Genomic DNA, 25,442 nt, shown 5'->3' with positions numbered 1-25,442 from the left:
GGATTAGTTGCCGTTGGCAAGCTGCTTGAACCGGATTTGCACCGGAGCTTTGAACTTGATCTCCTGTTTCTTCTTAGCCATACCCTAATTCCGTTTTCGTTACAACAGCATATATAGCGATTTATTTTGTTACTTCGCGCCTTTTGAGTAACAAAATAGTAACAAAACAAAGGCATTTATCGGCTAAAACAGGAAAACCGCGGAAACAAGAGAAAAGAAATTAAATAAATATAAATTTATATTTATCAGATACTTATATCTACTTTATTCGTTCTTCTTTGTCCTTTTTCCACAACTGATAGCTGTTCACAAAGTTCTGCCAGACAATATATGCCGTCGGGGCGATCGAGGAGATTGGGTCGAGGAACGACTGCGACATCCATACGGCCAGCACCGTGTTTTTCTGCCCGAGCGACTGCCCGCCCGCCGGGGCGTCGCCGTAGCGGCGTCCCAGCGTGCGCCCCACCTTGAACTGCACCAGGCAGATCACCAGCGCCGCGAATGCCAGCCACAGTTCGGTCGCGGGCGAAGCATCGTGCAAATCGAGGATAAAGGCCGTCGTACGGCCGATGATCACCACCAGCGACACGAGCCACATGTAGAACGAAATCTGACTGTGGTTCCCGATCCATTTCGCCGCCCCGGGCAGCACGAAACGGCAGAACTGCGCAGCCGCGAAGGGCATGATCAGCAGCGGCGCGATACGTGCCAGTATCTGCGTGAAGGAGCACGCCCCCGTCCCGGCAAACGACAGGACGACGGGTGCCACGAGCGCGATCACCATGTTACACACGAGGCTGTAGGTGGCCATCGTCGGGACATTGGCCCCGAGCATCCCGGCGATCACCACCGCGGCCATCGCCACGGGCGCCAGCACACAGATCATCGCCCCCTGCGCCACGACGGGATTCAGCGGCAGCAGCAGGAAGTAGACCGCCACGCTCACCACGACCTGAAACAGCAGCAGCCAGAAATGCAGCATCGAAGGCTTCATCTGCCGGGGCTTGACGCGGCAGAATGTGACGAAGAGCATCAGGAAGATCAGCGAGGGTGTAATCATCTGGTGCGTCCACCCCTCGAGGGCGGTCACGGGGCGGCAAAGCAACGCCCCGACCACCATGGCCGTCAGCATGGCGACGGTCTTGACATTGCGGTGCAGGTATTCCAGTACGTGCATTATTTCATGGTTTCAATCGTTAGGATAACATGCTGCCCGGAGGCCGTCCCGATCCCGCACACCGTACCGTCCAGCGGGTCGGGGTCGAGCAGGAATCGGCAGACGTCGCCGTCCCAGGGGTGCCCGTCGAGCGAGAGGATGCGGTCGCCGGGGGCGATGACGTCCGCGAGCGCCTCGTCCCACACCTGCCCGACGACGAGCTGCCCGGCAGAAAGGGCCAGCGTGAAATTACAGGCGGGCTGCGGCGGGGCTTTCGCCTCGCCCCCGCGGGGTATGAACAGGAAGCGCTTGCGGCGGAAATCGAGCACGACCTGCCCCCAGTCGAACAACTTGCAGCCGAGGATCCGGTTGTGGCCGAAGGTGCGCTTGACCGGCATGTCGGCAATGGCCGTCCCCTGAATTTCGAACCGGGGGATCGTACCCCGGAAATGGCTGTTCACCCTGTTGCGGTTCGTCCAGCCGACAGCCGTCGCATATCCGTCGGCCCAGCGCAGGCTGTCGATGAACCACAGGGGCGGGGGCGCATCGCCGGAATCGGCATAGGAGAAATGGAAATAGCCCGCCGAGCCGGTGTCGAATTTGACGTACATCCGGGCCTGCCTGTCGCCGTTGCGGCATGTCACCGGCAGAAACGGGCATCCGCCGCCCAGCTCCATGCGCGACATGCGACGGCCGCGGGGCAGCCCCAGCCTGCGGACATCGTCCGTGACGGTGATCGTCGAGTCGGCATTGGGCATGCGGACGGCGCACCAGCGCAGCAGGTCGCACCCCGCGATGCCGTCGACCCGCAGGCAGGCGAAGACCAGCGAAGTGTCGGGCATGACCAGCACCGGATGGTCGCGGAAAAGCGCGTCGCCCATCCGCAGGCTGTCGAGCCGAACCAGGTCGATGGGGACGACATGGCCCTCGAAATCGCGGACTTTCTCGGTTTTCACGGCCTCGGCCCCCAGTTCGTCGCGCAGCGATTCGCTGATGCAGGTGCCCGACGCCCCGGTGTCGAAGATAAAACGGCGGGGGCCCGCAGGCGTGCCGAGCACCACGACATATTTGCCGTGCTCGACCGTATAGGGCAGGTCGAACCGCACGGCAGGACGCCGTGCGCAGACCTCCTGCACCGCGACCAGACTGCACAGGACAAACAGCAGGCGCTTCATCGGCACACCGGCCTTACGAAAGCAGTTCCCTGACCTTGGCCGAAATATCCTTGCCGTCGGCACGTCCGGCGAGTTTCTTCGTGACCACGCCCATCACCTTGCCCATCTCCTTCACCGACGTGGCGCCGACCTGGGCGATCACGGCCCTGACCTCGGCCTCCAGCTCTTCGGGCGTAAGCTGCCGGGGCAGGAACTCCTGGAAGACGGCGACCTGCGCCAACTCCTCGGCCGCGAGGTCGGGGCGGTTCTGCTCTGTGAAGATCGCGGCGGAATCGGCACCCTGCTTGGCCAGTTTGGAGATGATTTTCAGTACGTCGGCATCGGGCAGTTCGGCGATTTCCGGGCCCGCGGTCTTAGCCTCGATGATATACTTCTTGGCATTGCGCAATGCGCCCAGGCGCACGGTATCCTTGGCCTTCATGGCCTCCATGATACCTTTCGAAATCTGTTGTTCGAGTGACATAATTTATCTATTTTACAAAAAACAATCGTTTGTCCGTCCTCTTTCGGGGCGCCCCGCCGGGCGGCACACAGTGCTTGGGGCGCCACAGCCGGAGCGTAACCGCCGCAAAACCGGCACCGGAGGCCGACCGCACGGCCGGCTAATCGTCCCCTCCGCTCTTCCCGCCGAGCAGGAAACCCAGTATGTCGGCCATCAGCCGGTCGCGCTGCACATCGCTCTCGAGGGCTTCGAACGGAAAGCCCATGACGAACGTGCGGCTGTCCGCGCAGGCCACGCCCGCGCAGCGGTTGTTGTCCACATAGCGCATCACGGGGAAAGCCCCGCCACCCGCGGGTCTCAGGGCATCGACCCGTTCGACCCGGTATCGGTCGGGGCGGAAATCGTTGACATAGCGGTACTCGTCGCGCGAAAAACCCGCATGCGAAGTCACGACCCGCACCCGGTTGCGGTCGGCGGCCTGGTCGCCGTCGTAGGTGTAGTGCAACACCTCCTCGGCAAAAGCGCGGTCTTCGCCGGTGGCCTCCCCGCCCGTCCAAAGGTCGGTCGCCACGTAGCTGCCCGACACGAAAAGGGCTCCGTCACCGGCCATATAGCGTCTCAGGACATCCTGCAATTCAGGCGAAAACGTTTTGAACGCATACCCCGCCACACCGCGCCCGATAGTCACGGAGCGCTGTTTTCCCAGAATCAGGTCGACTGCGGAATACTCCTCCAATGACACGCCGCGATCCTCCACCGCCCGCACCGAGGCCGAGCAGAACGAATAGCCCGCCCGGGCTATGGAACGGCCGTGCACATAGGGATAGTCGAACGTATTGCCGCCGATTACCTCCGTCTCGTAGTCACAGTTGCAGGCGCCGAGGGCGATGCTGTCGACCTCGCACCTGGCCATCGCCAGGTCGAACACCTGCTGCCCGCCGATGAACGAAATGTCCTGTTTGTCGGGCACCCCGCCGTCGAGCTCGGTATAGAACCCGGCCAGCGAATCGCGGCGCATGCTCAGCGGAGCGCTGATGCGCTCGAATCCGTTTACGACCAACACGTTCCCTTTCCCGCCGGGGATACGGCAGGCGGCGACGACCTCGCTGGGAAAACTCTCCCCGCCTTCGTTCACGGCGGTCACCTTATAGCTGTAAATGCGCCCCGGTTCCTGCTCGGAAAGCAAACAGGGCTTGTCGGTATAGCGGCCGTTGTCGAAGCCGCCGTCGTCGATGCGCGTATAGACCACATAACCGGTCGGGGCGGCAGTCGTTTCGAGCGAATCCATCATGGGCGACCACGAAACGGCCACCTTGCCGTCAGCGGCGAACTCCGCGGCGAGGGACTCCACAGGCAGCGGCTGCACTACATAAGGTAATTCGTACTGCGAACTGATATACTGCAAGATACCCTTATAGATGGCGTGGCTCACGAGGAACTTGAAGCGCGGGTCGCTGCCATAGCGCATGTCGGCGAAATTCTGGTGCGAGAGCAGTTCGAGCAGCATGGTCGGGGCACCCGGCACACGCGCTTCGTAATAGGCGCGGTTCCAGAGCCCGCGGCGGTTCCATTCGGGTTCGCAGGTACGGCGGATGTCGGAGACGATCTGCGTCATGACGATGTCCGTCAGGTCGCGCGAACGGTAGCGGTCGGCACCGCCCTCGAAACGCCCCTTGTTCTCGCGGGTATAGAAGATGCCCAGCGTGCCGATGGTCTCGTCGTTGAGCCGCACGCCCGCATCGGAATGGAAGGCCAGCGCCATGTCGACAGGAATCCGCAGCCCCGTGCTGTCGGGCATCCGCTCCGAACCGCCCATCAGGGCATTGACCCAGTGGGCGCGCGACATGTAGTCGTCCTTATAATCGTCGGCGTTCTCCTTCGGGGTGTATACCTTCGGGTCGAACCCCGCCCACTGGAGCCAGTAGCGGGCGCCCTCGCAGAAACGGGGATAGCCGCTCGTCTCCTCGGCATATTCGACGCCGGGACGGCGCAGCGAATCGCTGACCGAGCGGGCGACATTACCGTAGCCGCCGCCGACCTTCACGGCGTCGGCCGTGACGATACGTCCTGCCTGCCGCGAGCGGTTGGTGAGCGTCACGACCGGCTGCTCACCCGGCCCGAAGAGGAAATGCCCGAGGTAAATCCATGTCCCGCCGCCCATCGTCTGGTTCACGGCGAACGTACTCTCGCCCCCGAGGTGATGCACCGTATACTGCGCGTCGTCGGTGCTTCCGGGCACCGTTTCATAGCTTACATAGACGGCGTATTCACCCCGCTCGGGGATGGAGGCACGCCACGCGGCGCGGCTCTCGGCACCCCCGGCGACCGTCCGCACACGGCGGGTCGTACCGTCACGGAACGGGTTTTCGCCGGTGCGGTATACCTGCCGCGTATGCGCGAATCCGACACCGCCCGGCTGCCATTTCTCGGGGCCGTCCGTCTCGGCGTATTGCCCGGCGGCATCGTTGTCGGCCAACACCTCGTATTTCTGCACATCGCGCTCGCGGGGCAACATCACGCAGGCTCCCGCATTTTCGAGCATCGGCACCAGGTAAGGCAGCACATAGCTCTGGGTATAGAGGTCTTCGCAGGTCATCCACAGCCGCGAACGCTGCCATTTCCAGCGGTTCGCAGGCTGGTCGAAATAGCGTCCGTGGCTCTGCCACAGCGCGATATGGCGCCCGGAGAGCCCCTGCGTGGGAGCTGCGGGCGAGGACTGGCGGACGACGAGCGGCCGCTGCGAACGGTTGACGAAGGGCACGACCTTCTTCTTGCGCAGCAGTTTCCTGAACTCGGCATCGGTGCGGTAGGCCATCGGGATCAGCCCCCGCACTTCGCGCTTGTCGGAATAAAGCTCGATGGAGGCTTTACGGTACTCCGGCGGCAGGACGGCACGCACCGAGTCGTACATGGCCCGCAGGTTCTGCTCGCGGAACGGGTAATAGGAGAGCCCCACCGAGGTGTAGATGCGCACCCGCTTGCGCGAGGCGTCCACGCCCTCGATGCGGACAAAGCCGCCCGAAACCTCACGGGCGACGATACGCGACAATGTACGGCCGATCTCGCGGCGGGTCGCGGCGTCGACCCCGGCGGCCGGGGCTTGCTGCCAGCCGAAGCAGAGCAGCAGGAAAAACGACAGGAATTTAGTTTTCATTCTTCTTGGCAAGCAACAACATGCCGGCCATGGTGAAGGCGGCATTGTAAATCAAAAGTTCGAACCCGATCCGGTAGTCCCACGCCTCGCGCGCCCAGTATTGCACGAGGGCGCTCAGCACGGGGGCGGCGACGGCGACCACGGGCATCCAGCCGTCGCGGATTCTCAGGCGCGTGAACATCCCGAAGGCGAACATACCCAGGATCGGCCCGTAGGTATAGCTGGCAACCTTGTAGACGAGGTTGATGACGCTGTCGTCGGCCAGGTATTCGAAGCCGAGGATCACCAGCGCCATGCCGACGGCCATGCCGACGTGCACGCCCTTCCGGATGCGGGTCAGGCGTTCGTCACCGTAGCGCCTGGTGCCTTGCAGGATGTCGACCGTGAACGAAGTCGTAAGGGCCGTAAGGGCCGAACCGGCAGCTGAATAAGTACTCGAAATAAGCCCTATAACAAACAGTATGCCAACAAATACCGGTAATCCGCCCTCGACAGCCACCAGCGAGAATACCTGGTCGCCCTTTACGGGCATCGCAAGGCCGGTGCGGCCGATGTAAATGTAGAGCAGCACACCCAGCACGAGGAACAGGAAGATGACGAATATCTGGCTGACGGCCGTCAGGACGATGTTTTTCTGCGAATCGCGCGGCGTGGCGCAGCTCAGGTTCCGCTGCATCATGTCCTGGTCGAGTCCCGTCATGGAGATCAGCAGCACGACGCCCGCGAGAAACATCTTCCAGAAATAGCGGTCGGAGGAGGGGTCGTCGAAGAAAAACACCCGCGAATAGGGCGACGCGGCGACCTCGCGGGTCATTTCGCCGAACGACATGCCGAGCGCCTGCATGATGAAGACGATCGACAGCACGAGGCTGCCCACCAGGCAGAAAGTCTTGAGCGTATCCGTCCAGATGAGCGACTTGACACCCCCCTGCTGCGTATAGAGCCAGACGAAGAGCATCGTCACCAGCGCATTGAGCCAGAAGGGCAGCCCGTAGTGGCTGAAAACCAGCAGTTGCATGACGGCGCAGACCACGTAGACACGCAGCGCGGCACCCAGCATCTTCGACACGAAGAAGAACCATGCCCCGGTATGGTGCGAGAGGATGCCGAAGCGCCCGTCGAGGTATTCGTAGAGCGACACCACCCGGAGGCGGTAGAAGGTCGGGATGAGCAGGAACGCGACGACCAGCTGCCCCACGGTGAAACCGGCGACCATCTGCATGTAGGAGAAGGAATCGACGGCGACCGAGCCCGGCACCGAGATGAAAGTCACGCCCGAGATTGCAGCCCCGATCATGGCGAAGGCTGCCATATACCACGGCGTGCTCCGGTTGCCGGTGAAGAACCCGGCATTGTCGGCACGCCGGCCCGAGAGCCAGGCGACGACAAAAAGTACGGCTATATAGCCCAATACGGTGGTGATAACGGCGAAAGGTGTCATAAGCGGAGTCAGCGTTCGGATTTAAGTTACAAATATAGCAAGAACTCGCAAAAAAACGGCAAAATTTGGATAAATAAAGTAAGTGTTTGGTATTGAGGAGAGTTAAGCCAAATTCTTCTATACCTTTCCAAATCGCTAAAATGCAGGATAATGAAAGGTTAAGAGAAAGATTTGCTACTTATCCGTTGCCTTTTTTAGCCCCGGATAATCCGGCAAAATAACGCTTAACCACCTGCGGTTTTACCGTTCACCATGCAAAGAACCCTATATTTTGCCCGTAAAGATAACCGTTTTTTTCCGTTTTTCATGGAAATACAGGTTATGTTACCGGCATCCGGGGTTTTATTCTTTGTTCCGCTATAATTTTCATAACTGTAAATAACTCTATATCAAGTAATTTTGCAACATAAAAAATAGAGTTATGAAACAGACGGATGTAACGGTTACGTTCTACCTCAAAAAGAGCGAAATGAATGACGAGGGACATTGCCCGGTCATGGCGAAACTTGTTGTCGGCAAATTTTCAGAAGCGGCTTTTAGTGCGAAAATGTCCGTACCCGCTGCACTGTGGGCATCCGGACGTGCCACGGGTAAAAGTAACGCCGCGCGGGAAATCAACCGGCAACTGGACGATTTGCGAGCTTCAGCCATTTCCATTTATGACGAACTGTCAGCCACCCGTGAGAATGTAACGGCTGAAGAAATAAGGAATCTGTTGTTGGGGACGGCTTTCGGGCAGGAAACCCTGTTGGGTTATTTCCGGACGTTCATCGAACATTTCGAAAAACGTGTCGGCGTGAACCGGGAAAAGGGAACAGCGCAATCTTACCGCTATGCTTGTAACTGTGTGGCCGCTTTCATCCAGGAGAAATACAAGTTGTCGGATGTTCCTTTCACGGCCCTGAACCGTTCATTCATCGACAACTATGACCTCTACCTACGCACGGAGCGCCGCTTTGCCCTGGGAACTATCGTGTTGCTTGTCACACGGTTGAACACGATTGTCGGGGAAGCCATCGCGGAAGGGATTATCACTGCCGACCCGTTCGCGGGTTATGAAGCCGAACATCCCGAGCGGGAACAGAAATACCTTACCGCAGCGGAGTTACAACGGCTGATGACCACACCCCTGCACGACCCGAAACTCTACCATATCCGCGACCTGTTCCTCTTCTCCTGCTACACGGGTATCCCTTACGGGGACATGTGCCGCCTGACGACGGAGGATCTGGAAGTGGCCGAGGACGGTGAGGTATGGATCAAGACCGCCCGCAAGAAGACGAAAATCGACTATGAAGTGCCATTGCTCGACATACCGTTGCTCATCCTCGACAAGTACCGGGATATGGCCCCGGAAGGAAAACTGCTGCCGATGTACAGCAACAACGAACTCAACCGGACACTGAAACGTATTGCCGCCATTTGCGGAATTGAACGGAAGCTCGTCTTTCACTGCGGACGCCATACCTACGCCACCGAGATCACGCTTTCGCATGGTGTCCCGCTTGAAACCGTCAGTAAAATGCTGGGGCATAGCCGCATTTCCACGACGCAGATTTACGCCAAAGTGACCGATGACAAGATCGACATGGATACCCGGTCTTTAGAGGAAAAGATTGCCGGCCGCTTCTCCGTAGCTATTTAATCTATCATTGACAATCAAATTCACAACGATTATGGAAACGAATAATAAAGAGATAAAACGTCGCAGCACGTTCTCCCTGCTGTTCTACATCAACCGCACGAAAGTCCGCAAGGACGGAACATGTAAATTGTTATGCAAGGTAAGCATCGACGCCAAGTCGGCCCCGATCAATATCAACGCGTTTGTCGATCCATCGCTTTGGAATCCGGAAACCAAAAGGGCGAACGGACGAAGCGAGAACGCCCGAACGGTAAACCTGGCAATAGAGAAACTGACCGAAAAAATCACCGGGCATTACCGTCATATTCGTAAAAGCCTCGGTTTCGTGACGGCCGAGCTGGTCAAAAACGCCGTGGAAGGAATCGGGCAGAAACCGTTCACCCTCCTTGCCTTGTTCCGCGAGCATAACGAGGAGTTCCGCAAGCGTGTCGGCGTGGATCGCAAGGAAGAAACCTATGAAAGTTACGAGAACTCCTATAATATTTTAGCCTCCTTCGTGAAAAAAAGGAAGGAAAAGGAGGATGTAGCGTTGCGGAGCCTTGACCGGGAGTTCTACGATGATTTTGAAATATTCCTACGTACAGATCGTGAAATGAAACCCAAGACAGTACACGAGCATCTTTACCGGTTGAAGAAAATGACCAAGCGGGCTGTCAGTCAGGGTACACTCCGGCGCGACCCTTACGGGAAGCTGCACCCGGAACTGCCCCGGCGCAAGAGCCGCCATTTGAAACTCGAAGACCTCAAAAAGCTGATGGAAACTCCCGTCGATAAACCCAACCTCCAGCGGGTGCGGGACTGGTTTCTCTTCGCTACCTTCACGGGGTTGTCCTACGCCGACCTGAAACGCTTGTCCGAAAAAGACATCACGCAGTCGGACGACGGAACGTACTGGATACACATCCGGCGCCAGAAGACCGAAACGCCCTCGGCCATCCGCCTGCTGAACGTGCCGTTGCAGATCATCGAGAAATACCGCCACGAGCGTAAAAGCGACAGGATTTTCAACCTCTATTGCCGGGGGTATCTCATCAAGCTCACCAGAGAACTGGGACGGACATACGGCTTCGACATGACCTTTCACAAGGCGAGGCACAATTTCGGGACACATATCACGCTCTCGTTGGGTGTGCCTATCGAAACTGTCAGCCGCATGATGGGACACAAGAGCATTTCCACCACGCAGATTTACGCCAAAGTGACCGACCGCAAGGTGGACGAGGACATGAAACGGCTGAAAGAACAGACCAAAGGCCGGAAAATAAATCTCTACGAGGAGGACGAACCGGAAACGGCAGATATTATAACGGTAAACGGTTGAACAGTATAACAAAAATTGATAAATTTGTATGACTATGACGACAAGAGAACCTATCAGCATTGAAAACGGGCGGGTGGAAATCCACGCGCCGGAGAACCGTGTATGGCTCACGCGCCACCAGATTGCCGACCTGTTCGGAGTCTTCGTTCCTGCCGTGGGGAGCAACATCCGCTCCATACTCAAAAGCGGCATACTCTGTGAGGAGAGGGTTTACCGCCGGGAGCGCAACCGTGACGGCGGTATTGTCGAGCTGTATTCGCTCGAAATGATCGCCGCGCTGGCTTTCCGCTTAAAATCCGGGAATGCCGAAGCCTTCCGACGGTGGCTTGTCCGAAGGGCCACGACGACCGCTGTCGTCTGGCAGCTCCCCGGCATGAACACGATATTGAACTGAAAAAGAAGAACGGCCAACGTTTTGGCCGTTCTTCTTTTATACCCATTCCTGTCCCCCGATACATTTCTTCCGGGAATCTTCCAGGAATTTCTGTATCTCGGATTCCATGTATAGTACCTTGCCCTGAATCAAATAATAGGGAATGATCCGCGCCGTGCGGTATTCCTGCAATGTACGCCTGCTGATTTTCAGCAGCCGGGACAATTCCTCGTCGGTGACGAACCGCTCTCCCTTGAGTGTCCGGCCTCCGGAGGATTCCAGTTTATCCAGTGCCTTGCCGGCCTTTTCCAAGCGCCGGAAGAGATCCGCCACACGCGGATCGTGCTTGTCGATGAAATAATGGCTCATAACGCGGCGGTATTAGGATAGTGCGACGATTGCAGCAGTTTCCCGACATCTTCCGGTTTGTAGAAGATTTTGTGACGGATGCGGCTGAAAGGCAGCAACCCTTTCTCCCGGTAGGTTTGCAGGGTACGTTTCGATATACCCAGCACGTCACAGACATCCTGGTTGTCCAGCCATTTTTTCAAACTCACGTCCTCTTGCCTGCGGCATAACGCCTCGGCTTTTCTTTCAATGGCTTCCACGTGCCCTGCCAGCGCGTCGAAAGCCTTCACGTCCATACTTATTATTTCCATGTTCTGTTTCATTTTTTGTTTCCCGGATGCCCAAAAGTACACAAATGAACAGTATCTTGTTATCAGCCAGTGGTATATGGACGTATCCGTCTTAAAAGTGGCAGCGAGTGGCGCCACGTCCGGCGGAAACGATCCTCCGCCGATACGGGATCGGCACGTTCCGATACGCCAATCGCCCGTGAAAGGAAATGTTCGCGGGCGATTTATCATTCCATGCAGGGTGAGCCGTGAACCGACTTTCGCGAGCGTTCACGGCATATCGTTTTCTCCCCGTTTCTCTCCCATAACCTTTTCCTCTCTTTTTTTTCATGCCGCGGAGCGCGGTATGGAAATCTGTTGTCAGTAGCAAAGGTAGTTACGGGGCTCACGCTGCTGCAAGATCGGGCCGCGGGGCGGTTTGCCGCAAAATCTTCCTCTTTCCCTGCGGGCGAGCGTATTTTCCGACAAAATCTTGCAGCAGCTATCCCCGACACCTTTTGATGCTACCGAAACAGATTCCATCCATACCGGCTCCGCTACGGCATAAAAAAAAAGTCAAAGGTTATGAGAAACGAAGAGAAAAATAAATGGAAACAGAAATCCTCCAACCTTCCACTTGGCATAAAGGCAAAGGTCGGGTTGGCGGTAAAGGTCGGGGCGGTGGCTTTGGGCTTCCACGTGTGGGGTATCGACTTTATTTGGGTCGTTTTGGGCTTCACGTTCTGTTATGACATCCTGCGGGGCATTTTCTCCTGCCTTGTTTCTCTCGTGGCTCTAACCGGCTTTTTCTATTTCCTATTCACTCACATCTTCTAAATTTTTACAGGTATGACAAAGTACATTTCATTATTCGGAGCGACTACCACGGACACGCAGGTGCAGGTAGTCAAGGAAAACCAGGTAATCATCGGTATCGGTGCGGGTGCGAGCAGAAAGCGTTACGTCGTTTACAAGGTGGAACACACCGCCCGTGGCTACGTGTACCACATGGTCGATACCGAAACAAAGGAAATCAGCCAAACGGACATTTTGCGACCCCTCTCGCAAACATTCGGTATCGGCAGGTACTACGACGACGTGAACCCCGAGTTCATGGACGCTTTCGAGGTGGCTTTGCTCGTGAGGCAGGCGGAAGAGCAAGCCACGGCGCAGGCCATCGCCGCCGCCAAAGAGAAAGCCGAGCATGACCGCATAGCGGAAATAGGAGCGCAGAGGTTACGCCGCATCATGCCCGAAGGGGTGCAGGGCGTAATCATCGCCGAACTCAACGAAACGGAATACACTGACCCCTCTTACGAGTGTTCGACCACCCGAAGCGTGCGTACCGTCATTCTCGGCTTTTCGGCCACCTCCCGCAACGGCTTCGGGGAGTTGAGAAAGGCGGCGGCCAATTTCCCGCAAACGGCGCACCTCTCCGAATACGACCCCAAGAACGAACACCGCTATCCCGTTTTCACGCTCGGCAAAAGTCCGAAATACGGGTGGAGTGTCTGCAAACTGACCCACTACACCCGTGAAGGGTACATCGACAGGCTGGCATATATCGCAGGAAACGAGGAGAATATATGTCTGCCCGAGCCGAAAGACGAAAAACGGGCGGAACGCACTGAAACGAGCGTGCAAGGCGGGTTTATCATCGTGGACTATTCCGAGAAGGCGATAGCCGTATTCGGGGACACCAAGCCCGTCAAGGACGCCCTTCACGCACTCGGGGGACGCTTCAACGCACGGCTGACGCATGACGGGCAGAAGAAAGCGGGATGGATTTTCCAAAAGACCAAAGAGGACGAGGTGCGACGGCTTCTCGGAAAGGACGAATAAATGTTGAACACGGGGTGGCTCGCCGCCCCACAATACCAAAAAATCATGGCACAAGGAACAGATTATTTCAAACTGACGATACAGAACTATCTCGACGCACGGGCACGGGAGGACGAACTTTTCGCACCCCGATACGCCAACCCGAAAAAGAACATTGACGATTGCTGCACTTTCATCATCAACCAAGTACGGCAGAGCGGTTGCAACGGGTTTGCCGACGAGGAAATATACTCTATGGCACTCCACTATTACGACGAGGAGGACATCGACATCGGCAAACCCGTCAGTTGCAAGGTAGTGGTCAATCACACCGTCGAACTGACCGAGGAGGAAAAAGCCGAGGCACGGCGGAACGCCATACGGAAGGCCGAGAGCGAAGCCTACGCCAAGTTGGCGAAAGCCAAGTCCAAACCCAAGAAAATCGAAGATAACAAACTAATGCCCAGTCTATTTTAGTTATGAAACCGAGAACAAAATTCCAACAGAACGTCGTGGCGGCAAGCAAACACCTGCCGCCGCTTACCCCCGCACAAATCGAATGGGGGTACAAGAACTGCATCGAGCATATCGGACGCCGCACGCCGAAAGGACTTATCACCTGCACCGAGTGCGGCCACACGTGGCAGAGCGAAAACGGAGAACTCACGGACAATCTGTTAGGGTGCGAGTGTCCGCACTGCCACACCACGCTGAAAGTGGAAACCACCCTGCGCCGCAAGTTCAACGATTACGAGTATTTGTGCATCGTAACCCGCTGCAAGGGTTTTCAAGTCCTGCGCTTCGTCTATATCGAGTGTTGGGCGAAAGTGGGACAGACGCCCGTTTACACCCATATCGAAGCCGTACAGCGGTGGATTGCCCCCGACGGACGCTCCGCAACCTTCGCACGGCTGCGCCCGATGGGCTTCTTCGTTCACGGGTGGAGTTGGTCGAGCGCATTGGAACTGCGGGCGGAGAACGACGGGAAATACAACATCACGCCCACACGCATCTATCCCCGGCAACGGCTTATCCCCGAACTGCGCCGAAGCGGTTACGGCAAACAACTCCCCGATGTAACCCCTTTCGACCTTATCCACCTGCTGCTCTCGGAGAACAAGGCCGAAACGCTGCTTAAAGCGGGACAAACGGCACTCGTGCGATTTTTCGCCCGTTCCTCCCGCAATATCGCAGACTATTGGCCGGCCATCCGTATCGCCATCCGTAACGGGTACGCTATCGGGAAACCGACGGAATGGTGCGACTACATCGACCTGCTGCGATTTTTCGGGAAAGACCTGCATAACGCCCATTTCGTGTGTCCCGCAGACCTGCCCGCAGCGCATGACCTCTACATGGCTAAAAAACGGCGGCACATGCAAATGGAACGGCGGCAGGAGGAACGGCGCAAGGCGTTGGAACAGGAAGCCTCGTTTGTCAAAGCCAAAGGACGGTTTTTCGGAGTGGAGTTTTCCGACGGGGAAATCCGCATCAAGGTATTGGACAGCGTTGAAGCCATACGGCAGGAGGGCGAGGCCATGCACCACTGCGTGTTTACCAACGAATACTATCTGAAAGCCGACTCGCTCATACTCTCGGCCACAATCGACGGCAAACGTATCGAAACGATAGAGGTGTCCCTAAAACGCATGGAGGTCGTGCAGAGCCGTGGCGTGTGTAACAAGAATACCCCATACCACGGGCAAATACTGAAACTGATGAAGGGGAACATGTCCCTTATACGGAAACGAATGACAGCATAAAAATCGGGGCGGCGAAAGCCGCCCGCAAAAACAAAATAGAATGAACCAAATAGCATATAAATTCGTGTCGTGGGACGTTCCCGCACTCGAAAGCCTTGCAGGCTCAAAAGCGTACATATTACGCAAACGGCTCAATGACGGGGGAACGCTCACCCGTGAGGAGAAAGACTGGATTACCCGTGAGGTAAACCATAACACCTATTTCAAGGACTCCATTCCGCTTTTAGGGTATCGTTTCAACTTTGTCGATGTACTGAAAACATTCGTGGTAAAGCAGTACGGGCATTACACGGAATACAAGGGCGTGGACAAGACGAGCATACGCTCCATGTTGTACGGCAGAGTGGAAAGGATTGTCGAATTATAAAATCGGGGCGGCGAAAGCCGCCCTACAAAAAAAATATAACAATGAAAATCATCTATAAAAGCTACATGGCACGCCCGCTCAAACCCTTCGGGGAGTGGGATTGGGAAGTTCGGGAAGCAGTCAAGACGGCCCTTGCGCTCGTCGAGGGGAAAAACGGGTTCAGAACCCATTCCGAGATATGGCGAAGGTGCAACCTCGTCATTACCGTGGGACACAACATCTACACCACGAGTATCGAGATACGACCACCCGAGCAGGACGTGATACGCCGCAGGAGCAACTGGCATAACGGCTACGCCTACTACTGCAACGGCGTGTTCTGGGCGAACATGAGCAGGGTTAAAGTGGAACTTATCTGATTAAAAAATTTCGGGGCGGCAAAAGCCGCCCGTAAAAAGCGAGAATATGAAAACGAATGAAGTAAACAAGGAAATCTCCTATGAAACGCTGCTCGTAACCTTCGGCGAGGGTATCGGGCGGCTCGACACCATGTTCGACGACCCGCAGGTGTGGGGCGTTGCCACGCTGAAGCAGTGGATCGACGGGTATAAAACTACGCGCTTCACCGAAATCGACGACCGAACGGCGGTTATCACATCCGAATACAACATGGACAGCGTGAAGGAATGGCTGCAAAAGAACACACCGATTATCAACCTGGAAAAACGATAAAATCATGCGCAAGTACAAATTATTCATCGGCTACCGGCTGCTGGGAGAGTTTTCCGGTATATGGGAAGCCAAAAATTTCGCCGCTGAAAGCGGCATGAGCGGAATTTTCTCGCTCGTGGGAGAAAATTACCGGGACAGTTGGTACGAACCAAAAAAACAGGACAAGAATGGAAACAAAGATTAAAGACATCACGGGAGCGGAAATAACCGTTACCGACTTAAAAGAGGCGGTACGCCAATGCCGGGAGTGCCTCGCAAGTCCTTACCTGATGCCCTCGGGGCATACCGTGGGGGAAAACCATGCCTACATGTTGCGGCAACTGCTCGCCCTGCAAAGGCGGAAACGGGAACACGGCAGGCAACGGCCGTGAAAATACGACGCGAAAAAAATCGGACGATAACAACCGTCCGATTTTTTTGTTTCCCGTCAATCGACCGCCGTATGGTCGCCCAGCTTCCCGTGCAGTTCACGCCCGATATGTCCGGCAATGCCACGGGGAGAAATTTCAGAGATTGAACCCCACCCGCCATGCGTGTATATGCACGTCTTGAGCGGTTCGGTACGGGAAAGGTAGAACAGATAGCCGTTGCGGAGCAGGATGCCCACGAACACCGAGCCGACCTCGATGTCGGCGATCTCGTCAAAACGTATCTTCCCGTCATTGTATAATACTGCCGTGCCATCCGCATCGGGAATGACGAACAGATCGTCTTCCATGACAATCCCGTGCAACTCGATTAGCGACCCCAGGCATTCACTCGCCGATACCCGGTCGTAATCACTCTTTACCTCATTTGTCGATTTCGTTTCCATATCGCTTTTCTTTAGGTTCAGACAAATACCATACGAAAAAGGCGTGAGAATACGTTAAATACCGGCATTGAGGTACAGCCAAGCACCCATCCACTCGATAGATAATTTCTCCCCACGCCGCTATCGCATACGCTTGACGCATATAGACACGACGATGAAGAAGAGAACTACCCATTATTTTGCGAGCGGATTAAAATTTGGCTGTTTTCAATGCCCCACCATAATGTGTTCCTTCCGTATGTAAATCGCCCGGCGGCACGCCGCCGGAGGATTCGATTGCAAATATAACGATTTCATCCGGGTATCGGCGACAACACGTGCGATTTTTAACAACCTTCCTGCCAAAGAACTACCCGCCGTCCTACAATTTCGGCCCCCGGGCGGGTTTGCGGGGCGCGACCTTCGGCTGCGCCTTCTTCTCCCTGGGCGGTTCGACGATCCGCAGTTTGAGTTTCTCCGTCTTACGGTCGTAACGCACCTCGCAGCAGTCAATCTCACCCGCAACCGACGTCCACACGTTGTTCACACGCACCGCGCCGCCCGAGTAGAGGGTCTTGTATTGTTCGTATTCGAGCGGCTGCCGCAATTTCGCGTCCACCTGACGGTGGAACGAGTAGATATTACGTCCCTTTGCTATCTCGTCGGGAACGTAAACCCGCAACTCGGGATGGGCGGCCTCGGCATAGAGGCACAGATCCGCCGTGCGAAGCTCCCTCGGAACCCACTGGATCATCCTCGGGTCGCCCCGCACGGCCGTATCGGCCACGAGCGGCGTGATGGCCGTCTGGGGAATGTCGTACAGCACCCCCGCATCCTTGCGAACGGCCTCCAACGCCACCTCCTCCGTTACAAGCCGGCGGTTCAGGTGCAGGACACTCATCAACCGGTGTATCTGCTGCGGGTCGTCCTGCTCGCGGAACACCTGCAAGACCAGGGCGGGGTCGCTCAACGCGCTGATAACCGAGAAATCGGTTTTGTCCTTCCCGTAGGTACGCTCGAAAGCCTCCCGGCTCATCTCCGGCGTCCGGGCTTCGCGGGGGACGCCTTTCAGGTTTTGCGGGTTCTCCCGCACCAGGCTCATGTATAGATCCGGGCTTTTCATGCTCTCGGGCAGGTGGGCGATGGCATAGGGACTGCGCCGTATGGCCTCCATGCACAACTCCGGCGTTTTCCACTTCTCGGGGACATATTGCAGGTAGCTCCCGTCGTGCCCGACGGCCCGGCGGCACATCTCCTCGTTCTTGGCGTGGTCGGGAAGGTTGTAGAACAGCTCCGGCTCCAGGGCGAAAATTTCCCGGGCCACCCTCGGCGTGAGGAACCAGGGGTTCATGTTCTCCAAAAAATCGAAGGTCTTATCGTAATTCGTGCAATAGAACCCCAACACTTTCAGGTGTATCTCCTCGAAGGGGATATAGCGGAGGACACGCAGGTCGTCGGTACGGGCCAACGCCCGGTTGCAGACCTCCGGCGTGAGCTGTTCGGGGTTGAAAAAGCGGATGGCCAGGGGATCGCGCTCCAGCGCCATCCCGCACAGACGGTCGGTTTTCAGATGCTTCGGAACGTACTCCAGCGCCAGGTAGTTCGAGGACACGGCGGCCTCGCAGACCCGTTCCGTGCGTAACTCCTCCGGCACTTCATGGAGCAGGATGCCGTCCCCGCTGACGGCACGGAGGCAGACTGCCTCCGTGCGCAGTTCCACCGGCACGAGCGAAAGGCAGGACGCGTCCATCCCCACGCCGTGAAGGGCCAGTTCCCCGGTCATGACCTCCGGGGCAATGGAGGCGAAAATCTCGAACTTGTCCACGAACGACATCCCGAATTTTTTCAGCCCTTCCAGGCATATATCGGGATACGGAATGTAAGGGAGTATCTTGTAATCGGCACTGTCCACCGCTTTCAACGCCGCACGGCATATTTGCGGCGTCCTCAATTCCCCGGGAACGGCCTCCAGCACCAGGCCGTTGCGCTTCACGGCCGCCATGCACAGTTCGGGGGTCTTCAGCCCCTCCGGAACGTAATACAGCGCGTAGCTGTTGCTATCGACGGCGGCACGGCACATTTTCGGTGTCTTCAGACGGTCAGGGACGAATTTCAGTGTTTCGCCCCGGTGGCCGGCCGCGGCAAGACAAAGTTCCGGCGTTTTCATCGCTTCGGGAACGAACTCGATGTTGAAAGCCGATTTCTTGATGGCGAAACGGCAGACCTCCGCCGTTTTCCGATCCTCGGGCAGCGTCTCGAAAAGGTTCTCACGCCACGGGTTCTCGTACACCCCCGTGTCGAGATAGGCTATATCTATTCTCTCTTGCTCTGTCATGGTTTTCAGTATTTATGGAAAGCGCCCGGGTGACGGGCGCTTCTCTTGGTTAGACATATTACGTTATCGTTCCGTTTCCTCCGTCCCGTTCTCGCTCTGGAACGTGAAGGAGGTCTTCACGACCTGACCCGTGTTGTCCTCGACATAGACGTCGATGGTCTGCTGGTCATCGCTGCGCGATGTGTAATAGAGGCGGAACACCTCACGGTCGAGCGGATAGCGGTCGTTGGGCAGGAACACCGTACCGTCGTCCATCCTCAATTCACCGCGCCCGTCGGGCTGGAAATAGCGGATCGTGTAACGCGCGCCGTCATATCTCCCCTCCCGCACGAGCGTGCAGCGGATTTCAGCGGTTTCACCAACGGAGATTCGCTTCTGAACGGGCATCGTTTCCAGAGAGAACGTGTACGCCTGCTGTATATCCAGCCCGTTGTCGCAGGATGCGCATAAAAGACCCAGGGCGGCGATCCAGACCGCCAGGGCCAATATCTTTTTCATCTTTTTCATGTCGCTTGCAAGTTTAATGGATTATGAATTTCACGCCCAGGCCGAACTGCGCGTGGAAATGTCCCGTTGTAGTGCCCCATAGGATACGCTCACGCCCCGTCAGCGAGAGGATAATCCTGTCGGTCAGATACGCATCGACCTCCAGCGTGACGGCCCCGCCATAGAGGAAACGGTCGCGGTGGCGGAGCGTAGAGCCGTCATAGAGCCGCCTCTCGCCCCGGTTCACACTCTCGTAACCGGCCAGCGCCGAGCCGCCGAGGTAGAAGAAAAAAGTCCTGGACGGGTCGGCGAGGAACTTGTAATAGTAACCGCCCTCGGCCGTGAACTGCGCCACAGGGATACGTTCCGACTTGTAGGGGTAATAACGGTTCAGGAACTCCGCGCCGAACACCCACTTGTCGGCATTCTTCGCGTAGCGGCTCATGGCCAGCCCGAACCAGTAGCCCGTTTCGCTGCGGCTGTCCCGGGTATAGAAGCCGTCGGTCATGCCTCCCCGTATTTCCAGCCCGCGCATGGCGGGCAGGGCACGCTGGGCGTGCGCCCCGTCCGAAAGGAGGAGGCATAACCCCAGCGTGAGAATGAATATCGCCCGTTTCATATCACTTTACCTTTAACTCGTTGATAACACGTGCGCGCACCAGGTCGGCATTCTCCACCGTGAAAGTCTGGTGTCGCCCGCCCTGCTGCTCGTGCAGTTCCACGACCAGCTGCTTGTCGTCGGCCAGCGTGAACTTCGGGAGCGTGAAGACCATGCGCTCGGTACGCTTGCCGCCGATGACCTGCACGTTGTTGTACGCACGCACGGGCCATACGACCTGCTCCTGGATGGCCGTGCGTTTGGCCACCTTCTTGTCCGTAATCTTGAACGTCAGGTAGTCCACGTTGAAAGGCACGTTGGAGGAGTTTTTCAGTTGGAGGTGGAAATAAAGCAGGTCGTTATGCACGTAGATACCTTTGAGGAGGTATTGTACCCCGAAACGCTTGCAACCGATATGCTTGATCTCGCGGCGGTCATTCTTGTAAATGGACTGCATGATCAGTTTGACCAGCAGCGGAGATTCGCATCCCAACTCCTGCAAATAGATGTCCAGCGCGTTATTGGGGCGGTTTACCGCCTCCCCGTCATGCAGGAAGTCCGCCATCTCGACCGACAGTTTCACCGGCTCGTCGGCATACTTGACATTGAAGCTGTAATAGGCCCCGTCCTCGGTAATGACCGAAAGGTTGCTCTCGCGCGAGAAATCACGCAGGGCCGCCTTTACACGCAGCACGTTTTCCGTGCCGTCGGCTTTCGCCGCCAGAAGATCCGAAGACCCCAGATCGACGTAACGGATGGCCGAGGGGAAAATCACATGCACGGTCTTGCTGAACGTCACCTCCAGCGCGTAGGGCGGGATAACCCGGTTGAAAGTCAGCGGACGGGTAAGACCGTCGTACAAATCGCCCGTGGAGGGCTTTTCCTGCGCGTGGGCAGCGAACATGCACCCGATAAAAGCGAGTGCCAGAAGAATCTTTTTCATACTCGATAAATTTTTGATTGTTGATAAAAATGGATTTTTTCAGTGGTGTACGGAAGTACGTCGTTTGTACCCTTATTGAAGGGGCGGGAGCAGCAGGACGCTGTAACCGGCCTTGAGCGTGACCTTGACCGAGCGCATCTTCTTGCTCACGTATTGCGACACGCCCTGGATGGCGCTGCGCCCCAGGTCGGAGAGCAGTTGCGAACCGGCATCGTCCGTGATCGTGATACTGCTGCCCATGCCCGCGCCCATATTGGCGGCGATCTCCTTCACGGCATTGAGTTCTTCCGACCCCGGCACGGGAATACCCTCGTTGCCGTTCGTGTCATAGACCGACAGATCGACCGGAACGACCGCCCCGCCGTGCTGGACAGCGCTGACCTTGACCGTCAGCCGTTCGCCGTTGATCCTCGCCGCCCCCGTTACGGGCGTACCCGAGGGGATGAGCAGATCTCCCGCCATCATCGGTTCCAACAGACGGAAAGTAACCTCCCCGCCATCGGTGAGCGTCACGGTTTGCTGCACGGCGGCACGGATACTGTTGCGCTCGGGCTCGCGAAGGTCGCTCCCCACCGTGTTGAAACCCCAGTTCCGGGGCTTGACGAACTCACGGGCGAAGACCGAATCGGGCAGCGGGGCGGCGAGCAGCGACACGATGTTACGGCGCACCTGGCGCACGGGCTGCACGGAAGCCTTGCCGGAAACGGAGGCTTTCTGACGCGGGGCTTCAGGGGCCTGACCGCCGTTCATGTAGCGGGCGGCGATCTCGTAGGACTTCTCCAGCAGCGCCACCTGCTCCTCCTGGGCCGTTTTCTGCGCCTGCTGTTCTTCCAGGCGGCGTTCCAGTTCCTCGATGCGGGCCTGCATCTCGCGCTCTTCCCCCGTTTCACCGGCGGTGTCCTCGTAGAAACTGCCTAACTGGCGGTTGATGTCGGCATAGGCGGCACGGGAAGTCCGGAAAGCTCCCGACGAACCGCCGGCAGGGCCGGAAGACTTATCCGGCACGGCAGCGGGCATGACGGGCTCTTCCTCCTCGTCCTCCATCCCGAACGCGAAATCCTGCAAGGAGCGCATCTTTTCCCGCTCCCTGCGCCGCATCTCCTCCTGCACGTAGGCATCACGCTTGTCCGAGAGGATACCCTCCGATTCCGGGGTCGGCAGCTCCGTGTTGAAACCCGCCGAAGGCTCCTCCCGTTCTTTTTCGCCGGGGGAGAAGATCAGCCACATGCACCCGGCAAAGGCCAGGAAAAAGAGCGGGAAGACCACCATCTTCTTCCGCATCTGTATCTGCCGGGGCGTGAGTTCCTTTTTCCCCGCCTCCGGCTGTTTATTCTGTTTTTCGTTCGTCGTCATAATTGAAATCTTTTAGATGTTTTACACTGTCGGCCTCCTGCCGTTGTCTTAATTCCAGTTCCAGCCGCTCGATATGCCGTATCTGCATCCGTTCCCCGGCTCCCTTGCCGAAGCGGTAGATGGAAGACACGGTAAAGTAGAGCGACAAGACGGAAAAGAACAAGAGCAGCGTGAGGATCACGATAATCCGCTTATCGGGCGAGAGTGCCCCGCAAGCGCGGCGCAGGTGGTCTTCGACCCACTCCCCGAAAGCCTTTATTCTCTTCTTTGCCATAGCCTTATCTTTTTAATGTACGTAAATCGCGGTTCTCCAGAATCTCGAATTTCTCCATGATGAAACCCTGCGGGTTATTGTCCGAACGCCCCGAGTTGATCAGCTCGCAGCGCGTGACCAGCGAACGCTCGGTGATGTTGCTCTCGCGGACAATCATTTGCCGGGCATAGGTCATGGCCCGGTAGGGATAGGCGTTGAAGTCGCACACCACGGAGTCCACCTCGATACGCTGGCTGATGTTCCCCGACACCACACGGTTGTAGTAACCTTTCTCCTGCATGTCCTGGTAATAGGCGAAGGCGCTCTTATCGACCAGGAACAGCGCGCGGTTGATGTTGCTCTCGATGGCCGCACGGTCGGGCGAGAGGGTGAAGAACAACTCGTGAAAACGCCGGATATGTTCGCGCGCCTCCACGGGGCGGTTCTGGCTCAAATCCTGCGAGAGCGCCAGCATCAGCGACTTGCCCCCGTCCAGGACGTAGATCTTCTCGCGCTGCTTTTCGGCGAAACGGAAGCTCGCGACCACGCTGAACACGGATACCAGCGCGCACAGGCAGAGGAACACGATACCGAAAAGCCGAATCTGCCTGAAACTTGTTTCGATGTTTTTTAATGACTTGAATTCCATTGTCCAAATTGTTATGAATGATTATTGTTACCTTGTGTTGCCAGGTTGCGCCCGTTGGGGGCACTGCCCGAAGCCGGGCCACCGCCGCCGTTACCGGAGGAGGAACCGCCACCGCCGCGACGCCCGAACGTGCGGCCGATCATGTTGCCGGCGATACCGCCCGCGACACCCGTGGCGAATGCCCCGGCCTTGTTGATACCGCCCATAGCCCCGCCGGCTCCGCCCGACTGGATCACCCACTCGGCAACGGTGGGGATCGTGAAATAGCCTATGATACCTATAATCAAAAAGATAATATAGACACCGCTGCCGCTGTCGGGAATGTAGTTGGGGTCTTGCAGGGCCAGGACGTCCGCCTGGAGCATCAACGTCTGGATCTTGGCCAGCACCGCGGAGAACAGGTCGGCGATGGGAAGCCAAAGGTACACGCTGATATAGCGGGAAATCCAGCTCGCGAGCGTCGAGTGGAAGCCGTCGTAAATGGAGAGGGCGAACGACAAGGGCCCCAGAATCGACAGCACGACTAAAAAGAATGTCCGCAGCGTGTCGATGGTAAGCCCCGCGGCGTTGAACAACAACTCGAAGAAGTCCCGGACAAGCTGCCGGAAACCGGCCTTGATGTCGTACCACGTGCGTTCGGCCCACATGCTGATAATCTCGCCCAAATCCGTGATACCCATATCCGCAAGCCGTTGTTCATACACCTCGTCGTCCACTAACCAAGCCTTGCCCTCGCGCCTGCGGGCCTCGGCTTCCAAATCGTCCTTCTGTTGCTGGTATGCCTGCAAATCCAATGTCTGCCCCTCCAGTATGGCGTGCGTGCCCTGCACCACGGGCGACATCACGGCGTTGATCGTCCCCAGAACCACGGTGGGAAAGAACATCACGCACAAGCCGATGGCGAAAGGCCGCAGGAGCGGGAACACGTCGATAGGCTCCGCGCTGGCCAGTGCCTTCCATACCCGGTAAGCCACGTAAAAGAGCGCACCCAGGCCGGCGATACCTTTCGCCACCCCGATCATGTCGCCGCATAGCGGCATCATCTCCTGATACAGGTTCCGGAGAACCTGGTGTAAATTGTCGAAATCCATGACTGCCTCCGTTTTCAGGTTACCAATATCTGTCGTTCGGGTTCCCGTAAAGTGCCAGCACCCGGTGCGCGTCGCCCTTTTCGCGGCTGCGGATGAAGGACACGGAGATGGTCTTGCGCGTGTAATAGCGCGTGAGGTTGCGGTACTCCAGCATCTTCGTGTAAACCTGATCCACCACGTCCATCCGCTCCTTGTCCGAGAGCGAGAGGCCGTTGCCGCCGGTTATGACCGTCTTGAGTTCCGCCACCAGCGCGCCGCCCTCCTCCAGCAACCGGGCGTAACCCGCCGAGATCGCCGCCAGCTCGTCCACCGTGAAGTTCGGGTCTGAAACCATACGGTTGAATCCCGAGGTGTAGATTTCCGTGATCTCGCTGACCATTTCGAGCGTCAGCTTCACCTTCCGGGCATCCTTGATGATGTTATGCACCGATTTGAGGGCGTCGTAGTAAGCCTTGCTCTGGTTATAAATCTTGATACTCTCTTGCAGCGACTTGACCATGTTGGTCGCCGTGGTCGAGCTTTGAACCGCGCTCTTGATGTTCTGAACGAGGTTCGACGGGTCGATGACCGTCCACTGCGCTTTTGCCTGGTACGTGAAGCAAAGAAGCCCCACGAACAGCGTTAAAATCAATCGTTTCATCCTTTTCATTATTTAATTCGTGAATACTTGGGCGGTCATTCCGACGCCCGGTAATAATCCCCGTAGGCGGAGAGCTGGAGCACCTCGCGCCCCGCATCGTAGGCCAGGGCGACATACCCGTAAAGGTCGAAGTAACGGATACCTCCACAATACTTCCTCACGGGACGGGAGAAGCGTGTCCCGTCCTTGTAGGACACCTCCACGTAAAAACCGCCGCCCCGGCGTCCCGGGTTGCGGTAGATGCGAACCCGGGGAGAACCCGAGCGGCTTTCCCACTCGCCCGCCACCTCGTACAGCGCGAAGTCCAAACGCGCCGCCGTGGGGTCTGATCCGATACACTTGCGATACATGGCC

30 protein-coding genes are annotated in these 25,442 nt (G+C 57.1%); 12 read left to right on the top strand and 18 right to left on the bottom strand.

Annotated features, from left to right (window positions below; translation table 11 throughout):
- Positions 1–259 precede the first annotated feature (259 nt).
- The 5 genes from NQ559_RS14285 to NQ559_RS14265 all read right to left on the bottom strand — a co-directional run bounded on the left by NQ559_RS14285 (position 260) and on the right by NQ559_RS14265 (position 7,368).
- Entirely contained in the window at positions 260–1,177 is a 918-nt protein-coding gene (locus NQ559_RS14285; RefSeq protein WP_018697403.1) for a bile acid:sodium symporter family protein, read from the bottom strand.
- Positions 1,177–2,331 carry a retropepsin-like aspartic protease gene (locus NQ559_RS14280; protein WP_018697402.1) on the bottom strand — a complete coding sequence of 385 codons (1,155 nt, stop codon included), beginning with the start codon at positions 2,329–2,331 and terminating at the stop codon, positions 1,177–1,179. Before NQ559_RS14280 ends, NQ559_RS14285 begins: the two co-directional genes overlap by 1 nt.
- Before the next feature lie 13 nt (positions 2,332–2,344).
- Entirely contained in the window at positions 2,345–2,794 is a 450-nt protein-coding gene (locus tag NQ559_RS14275) for a GatB/YqeY domain-containing protein (RefSeq protein WP_018697401.1), read from the bottom strand.
- Between the two features lie 139 nt (positions 2,795–2,933).
- A complete protein-coding gene (locus tag NQ559_RS14270; RefSeq protein ID WP_018697400.1) occupies positions 2,934–5,927 on the bottom strand; it encodes a golvesin C-terminal-like domain-containing protein in 2,994 nt (997 codons plus the stop codon).
- Entirely contained in the window at positions 5,917–7,368 is a 1,452-nt protein-coding gene (locus NQ559_RS14265) for a sodium:solute symporter (protein WP_018697399.1), read from the bottom strand. Before NQ559_RS14265 ends, NQ559_RS14270 begins: the two co-directional genes overlap by 11 nt.
- Before the next feature lie 421 nt (positions 7,369–7,789).
- Here NQ559_RS14265 and NQ559_RS14260 point away from each other — a divergent pair, with 421 nt between their 5' ends.
- From NQ559_RS14260 to NQ559_RS14250, 3 genes are read left to right on the top strand one after another with little or no spacing between them, the layout of a single operon-like run.
- The gene (locus NQ559_RS14260; protein ID WP_004303751.1) at positions 7,790–9,013 is read left to right on the top strand and encodes a site-specific integrase; all 1,224 of its coding nucleotides are present in this window, start codon (positions 7,790–7,792) and stop codon (positions 9,011–9,013) included.
- Between the two features lie 31 nt (positions 9,014–9,044).
- Entirely contained in the window at positions 9,045–10,334 is a 1,290-nt protein-coding gene (locus NQ559_RS14255) for a site-specific integrase (RefSeq protein WP_004295428.1), read from the top strand.
- 28 nt (positions 10,335–10,362) lie between these two features.
- Positions 10,363–10,728 (top strand): virulence RhuM family protein, encoded by a 366-nt coding sequence (locus NQ559_RS14250; RefSeq protein ID WP_004289443.1) that lies wholly within the window; start codon positions 10,363–10,365, stop codon positions 10,726–10,728.
- A 36-nt stretch (positions 10,729–10,764) separates the two neighbouring features.
- Here NQ559_RS14250 and NQ559_RS14245 read toward each other — a convergent pair whose 3' ends face one another.
- Both NQ559_RS14245 and NQ559_RS14240 read right to left on the bottom strand, forming a co-directional pair.
- A complete protein-coding gene (locus NQ559_RS14245; RefSeq protein ID WP_004295430.1) occupies positions 10,765–11,076 on the bottom strand; it encodes a helix-turn-helix domain-containing protein in 312 nt (103 codons plus the stop codon).
- Positions 11,073–11,366 carry a helix-turn-helix domain-containing protein gene (locus tag NQ559_RS14240; protein WP_004319131.1) on the bottom strand — a complete coding sequence of 98 codons (294 nt, stop codon included), beginning with the start codon at positions 11,364–11,366 and terminating at the stop codon, positions 11,073–11,075. The genes NQ559_RS14245 and NQ559_RS14240 overlap by 4 nt, the downstream gene beginning before the upstream one ends.
- 543 nt (positions 11,367–11,909) lie before the next feature.
- Between NQ559_RS14240 and NQ559_RS14235 the strand changes: the two genes are divergently transcribed.
- The 9 genes from NQ559_RS14235 to NQ559_RS14195 are packed head-to-tail and all read left to right on the top strand — an operon-like array spanning position 11,910 to position 16,318.
- A complete protein-coding gene (locus NQ559_RS14235; RefSeq protein ID WP_004303766.1) occupies positions 11,910–12,161 on the top strand; it encodes a hypothetical protein in 252 nt (83 codons plus the stop codon).
- A gap of 12 nt (positions 12,162–12,173) precedes the next feature.
- Positions 12,174–13,166, top strand: coding sequence for a hypothetical protein (locus tag NQ559_RS14230; RefSeq protein ID WP_004295433.1), 993 nt, complete (start codon positions 12,174–12,176; stop codon positions 13,164–13,166).
- Positions 13,167–13,211: 45 nt separating this feature from the next.
- The gene (locus NQ559_RS14225; protein ID WP_009132163.1) at positions 13,212–13,622 is read left to right on the top strand and encodes a PcfK-like family protein; all 411 of its coding nucleotides are present in this window, start codon (positions 13,212–13,214) and stop codon (positions 13,620–13,622) included.
- 2 nt (positions 13,623–13,624) lie between these two features.
- Complete coding sequence (locus tag NQ559_RS14220) at positions 13,625–14,908, top strand: PcfJ domain-containing protein (RefSeq protein WP_004303775.1); 1,284 nt, start codon at positions 13,625–13,627, stop codon at positions 14,906–14,908.
- Positions 14,909–14,948: 40 nt separating this feature from the next.
- Complete coding sequence (locus NQ559_RS14215; RefSeq protein ID WP_004295437.1) at positions 14,949–15,275, top strand: hypothetical protein; 327 nt, start codon at positions 14,949–14,951, stop codon at positions 15,273–15,275.
- Between the two features lie 41 nt (positions 15,276–15,316).
- Positions 15,317–15,634 carry a hypothetical protein gene (locus NQ559_RS14210; protein WP_018697395.1) on the top strand — a complete coding sequence of 106 codons (318 nt, stop codon included), beginning with the start codon at positions 15,317–15,319 and terminating at the stop codon, positions 15,632–15,634.
- Between the two features lie 46 nt (positions 15,635–15,680).
- Complete coding sequence (locus NQ559_RS14205; protein WP_018697394.1) at positions 15,681–15,947, top strand: DUF6956 domain-containing protein; 267 nt, start codon at positions 15,681–15,683, stop codon at positions 15,945–15,947.
- A 4-nt stretch (positions 15,948–15,951) separates the two neighbouring features.
- The gene (locus NQ559_RS14200) at positions 15,952–16,131 is read left to right on the top strand and encodes a hypothetical protein (protein ID WP_004295439.1); all 180 of its coding nucleotides are present in this window, start codon (positions 15,952–15,954) and stop codon (positions 16,129–16,131) included.
- Positions 16,115–16,318, top strand: a complete 204-nt coding sequence (locus NQ559_RS14195; RefSeq protein WP_004295440.1) for a hypothetical protein — start codon at positions 16,115–16,117, stop codon at positions 16,316–16,318. The genes NQ559_RS14200 and NQ559_RS14195 overlap by 17 nt, the downstream gene beginning before the upstream one ends.
- A gap of 56 nt (positions 16,319–16,374) precedes the next feature.
- On the opposite strand, the gene NQ559_RS14190 is transcribed toward NQ559_RS14195, so the two are convergent.
- The 11 genes from NQ559_RS14190 to NQ559_RS14140 all read right to left on the bottom strand — a co-directional run bounded on the left by NQ559_RS14190 (position 16,375) and on the right by NQ559_RS14140 (position 25,438).
- The gene (locus NQ559_RS14190; protein ID WP_018697393.1) at positions 16,375–16,761 is read right to left on the bottom strand and encodes a hypothetical protein; all 387 of its coding nucleotides are present in this window, start codon (positions 16,759–16,761) and stop codon (positions 16,375–16,377) included.
- A 361-nt stretch (positions 16,762–17,122) separates the two neighbouring features.
- Positions 17,123–19,075: a DUF4116 domain-containing protein gene (locus tag NQ559_RS14185; protein WP_004303786.1), complete on the bottom strand. Its 1,953-nt coding sequence runs from the start codon at positions 19,073–19,075 to the stop codon at positions 17,123–17,125.
- A gap of 63 nt (positions 19,076–19,138) precedes the next feature.
- Positions 19,139–19,582 carry a DUF3872 domain-containing protein gene (locus tag NQ559_RS14180; protein ID WP_004295445.1) on the bottom strand — a complete coding sequence of 148 codons (444 nt, stop codon included), beginning with the start codon at positions 19,580–19,582 and terminating at the stop codon, positions 19,139–19,141.
- Between the two features lie 13 nt (positions 19,583–19,595).
- Positions 19,596–20,180, bottom strand: a complete 585-nt coding sequence (locus tag NQ559_RS14175; RefSeq protein ID WP_004295446.1) for a conjugal transfer protein TraO — start codon at positions 20,178–20,180, stop codon at positions 19,596–19,598.
- Position 20,181: 1 nt separating this feature from the next.
- Positions 20,182–21,102, bottom strand: a complete 921-nt coding sequence (gene traN / locus NQ559_RS14170; protein ID WP_004303795.1) for a conjugative transposon protein TraN — start codon at positions 21,100–21,102, stop codon at positions 20,182–20,184.
- A 72-nt stretch (positions 21,103–21,174) separates the two neighbouring features.
- Positions 21,175–22,455: a conjugative transposon protein TraM gene (gene traM, locus NQ559_RS14165; protein ID WP_004295448.1), complete on the bottom strand. Its 1,281-nt coding sequence runs from the start codon at positions 22,453–22,455 to the stop codon at positions 21,175–21,177.
- The gene (locus NQ559_RS14160; RefSeq protein WP_004295449.1) at positions 22,430–22,729 is read right to left on the bottom strand and encodes a TraL conjugative transposon family protein; all 300 of its coding nucleotides are present in this window, start codon (positions 22,727–22,729) and stop codon (positions 22,430–22,432) included. The genes traM and NQ559_RS14160 overlap by 26 nt, the downstream gene beginning before the upstream one ends.
- 4 nt (positions 22,730–22,733) lie before the next feature.
- Positions 22,734–23,357 carry a conjugative transposon protein TraK gene (gene traK / locus NQ559_RS14155; RefSeq protein ID WP_004295450.1) on the bottom strand — a complete coding sequence of 208 codons (624 nt, stop codon included), beginning with the start codon at positions 23,355–23,357 and terminating at the stop codon, positions 22,734–22,736.
- An 11-nt stretch (positions 23,358–23,368) separates the two neighbouring features.
- Positions 23,369–24,448 (bottom strand): conjugative transposon protein TraJ, encoded by a 1,080-nt coding sequence (gene traJ, locus NQ559_RS14150; RefSeq protein ID WP_007851775.1) that lies wholly within the window; start codon positions 24,446–24,448, stop codon positions 23,369–23,371.
- A 19-nt stretch (positions 24,449–24,467) separates the two neighbouring features.
- Positions 24,468–25,088, bottom strand: coding sequence for a DUF4141 domain-containing protein (locus tag NQ559_RS14145; protein ID WP_004295452.1), 621 nt, complete (start codon positions 25,086–25,088; stop codon positions 24,468–24,470).
- A gap of 35 nt (positions 25,089–25,123) precedes the next feature.
- Positions 25,124–25,438, bottom strand: coding sequence for a DUF3876 domain-containing protein (locus tag NQ559_RS14140; RefSeq protein WP_018697391.1), 315 nt, complete (start codon positions 25,436–25,438; stop codon positions 25,124–25,126).
- Between the last annotated feature and the right edge of the window lie 4 nt (positions 25,439–25,442).

The organism is Alistipes onderdonkii (assembly GCF_025145285.1).
GTDB lineage: Bacteria > Bacteroidota > Bacteroidia > Bacteroidales > Rikenellaceae > Alistipes > Alistipes onderdonkii.
The sequence above is the reverse complement of the archived record's forward strand: the minus strand, read 5'-3'. Positions and strand labels throughout refer to the sequence as shown.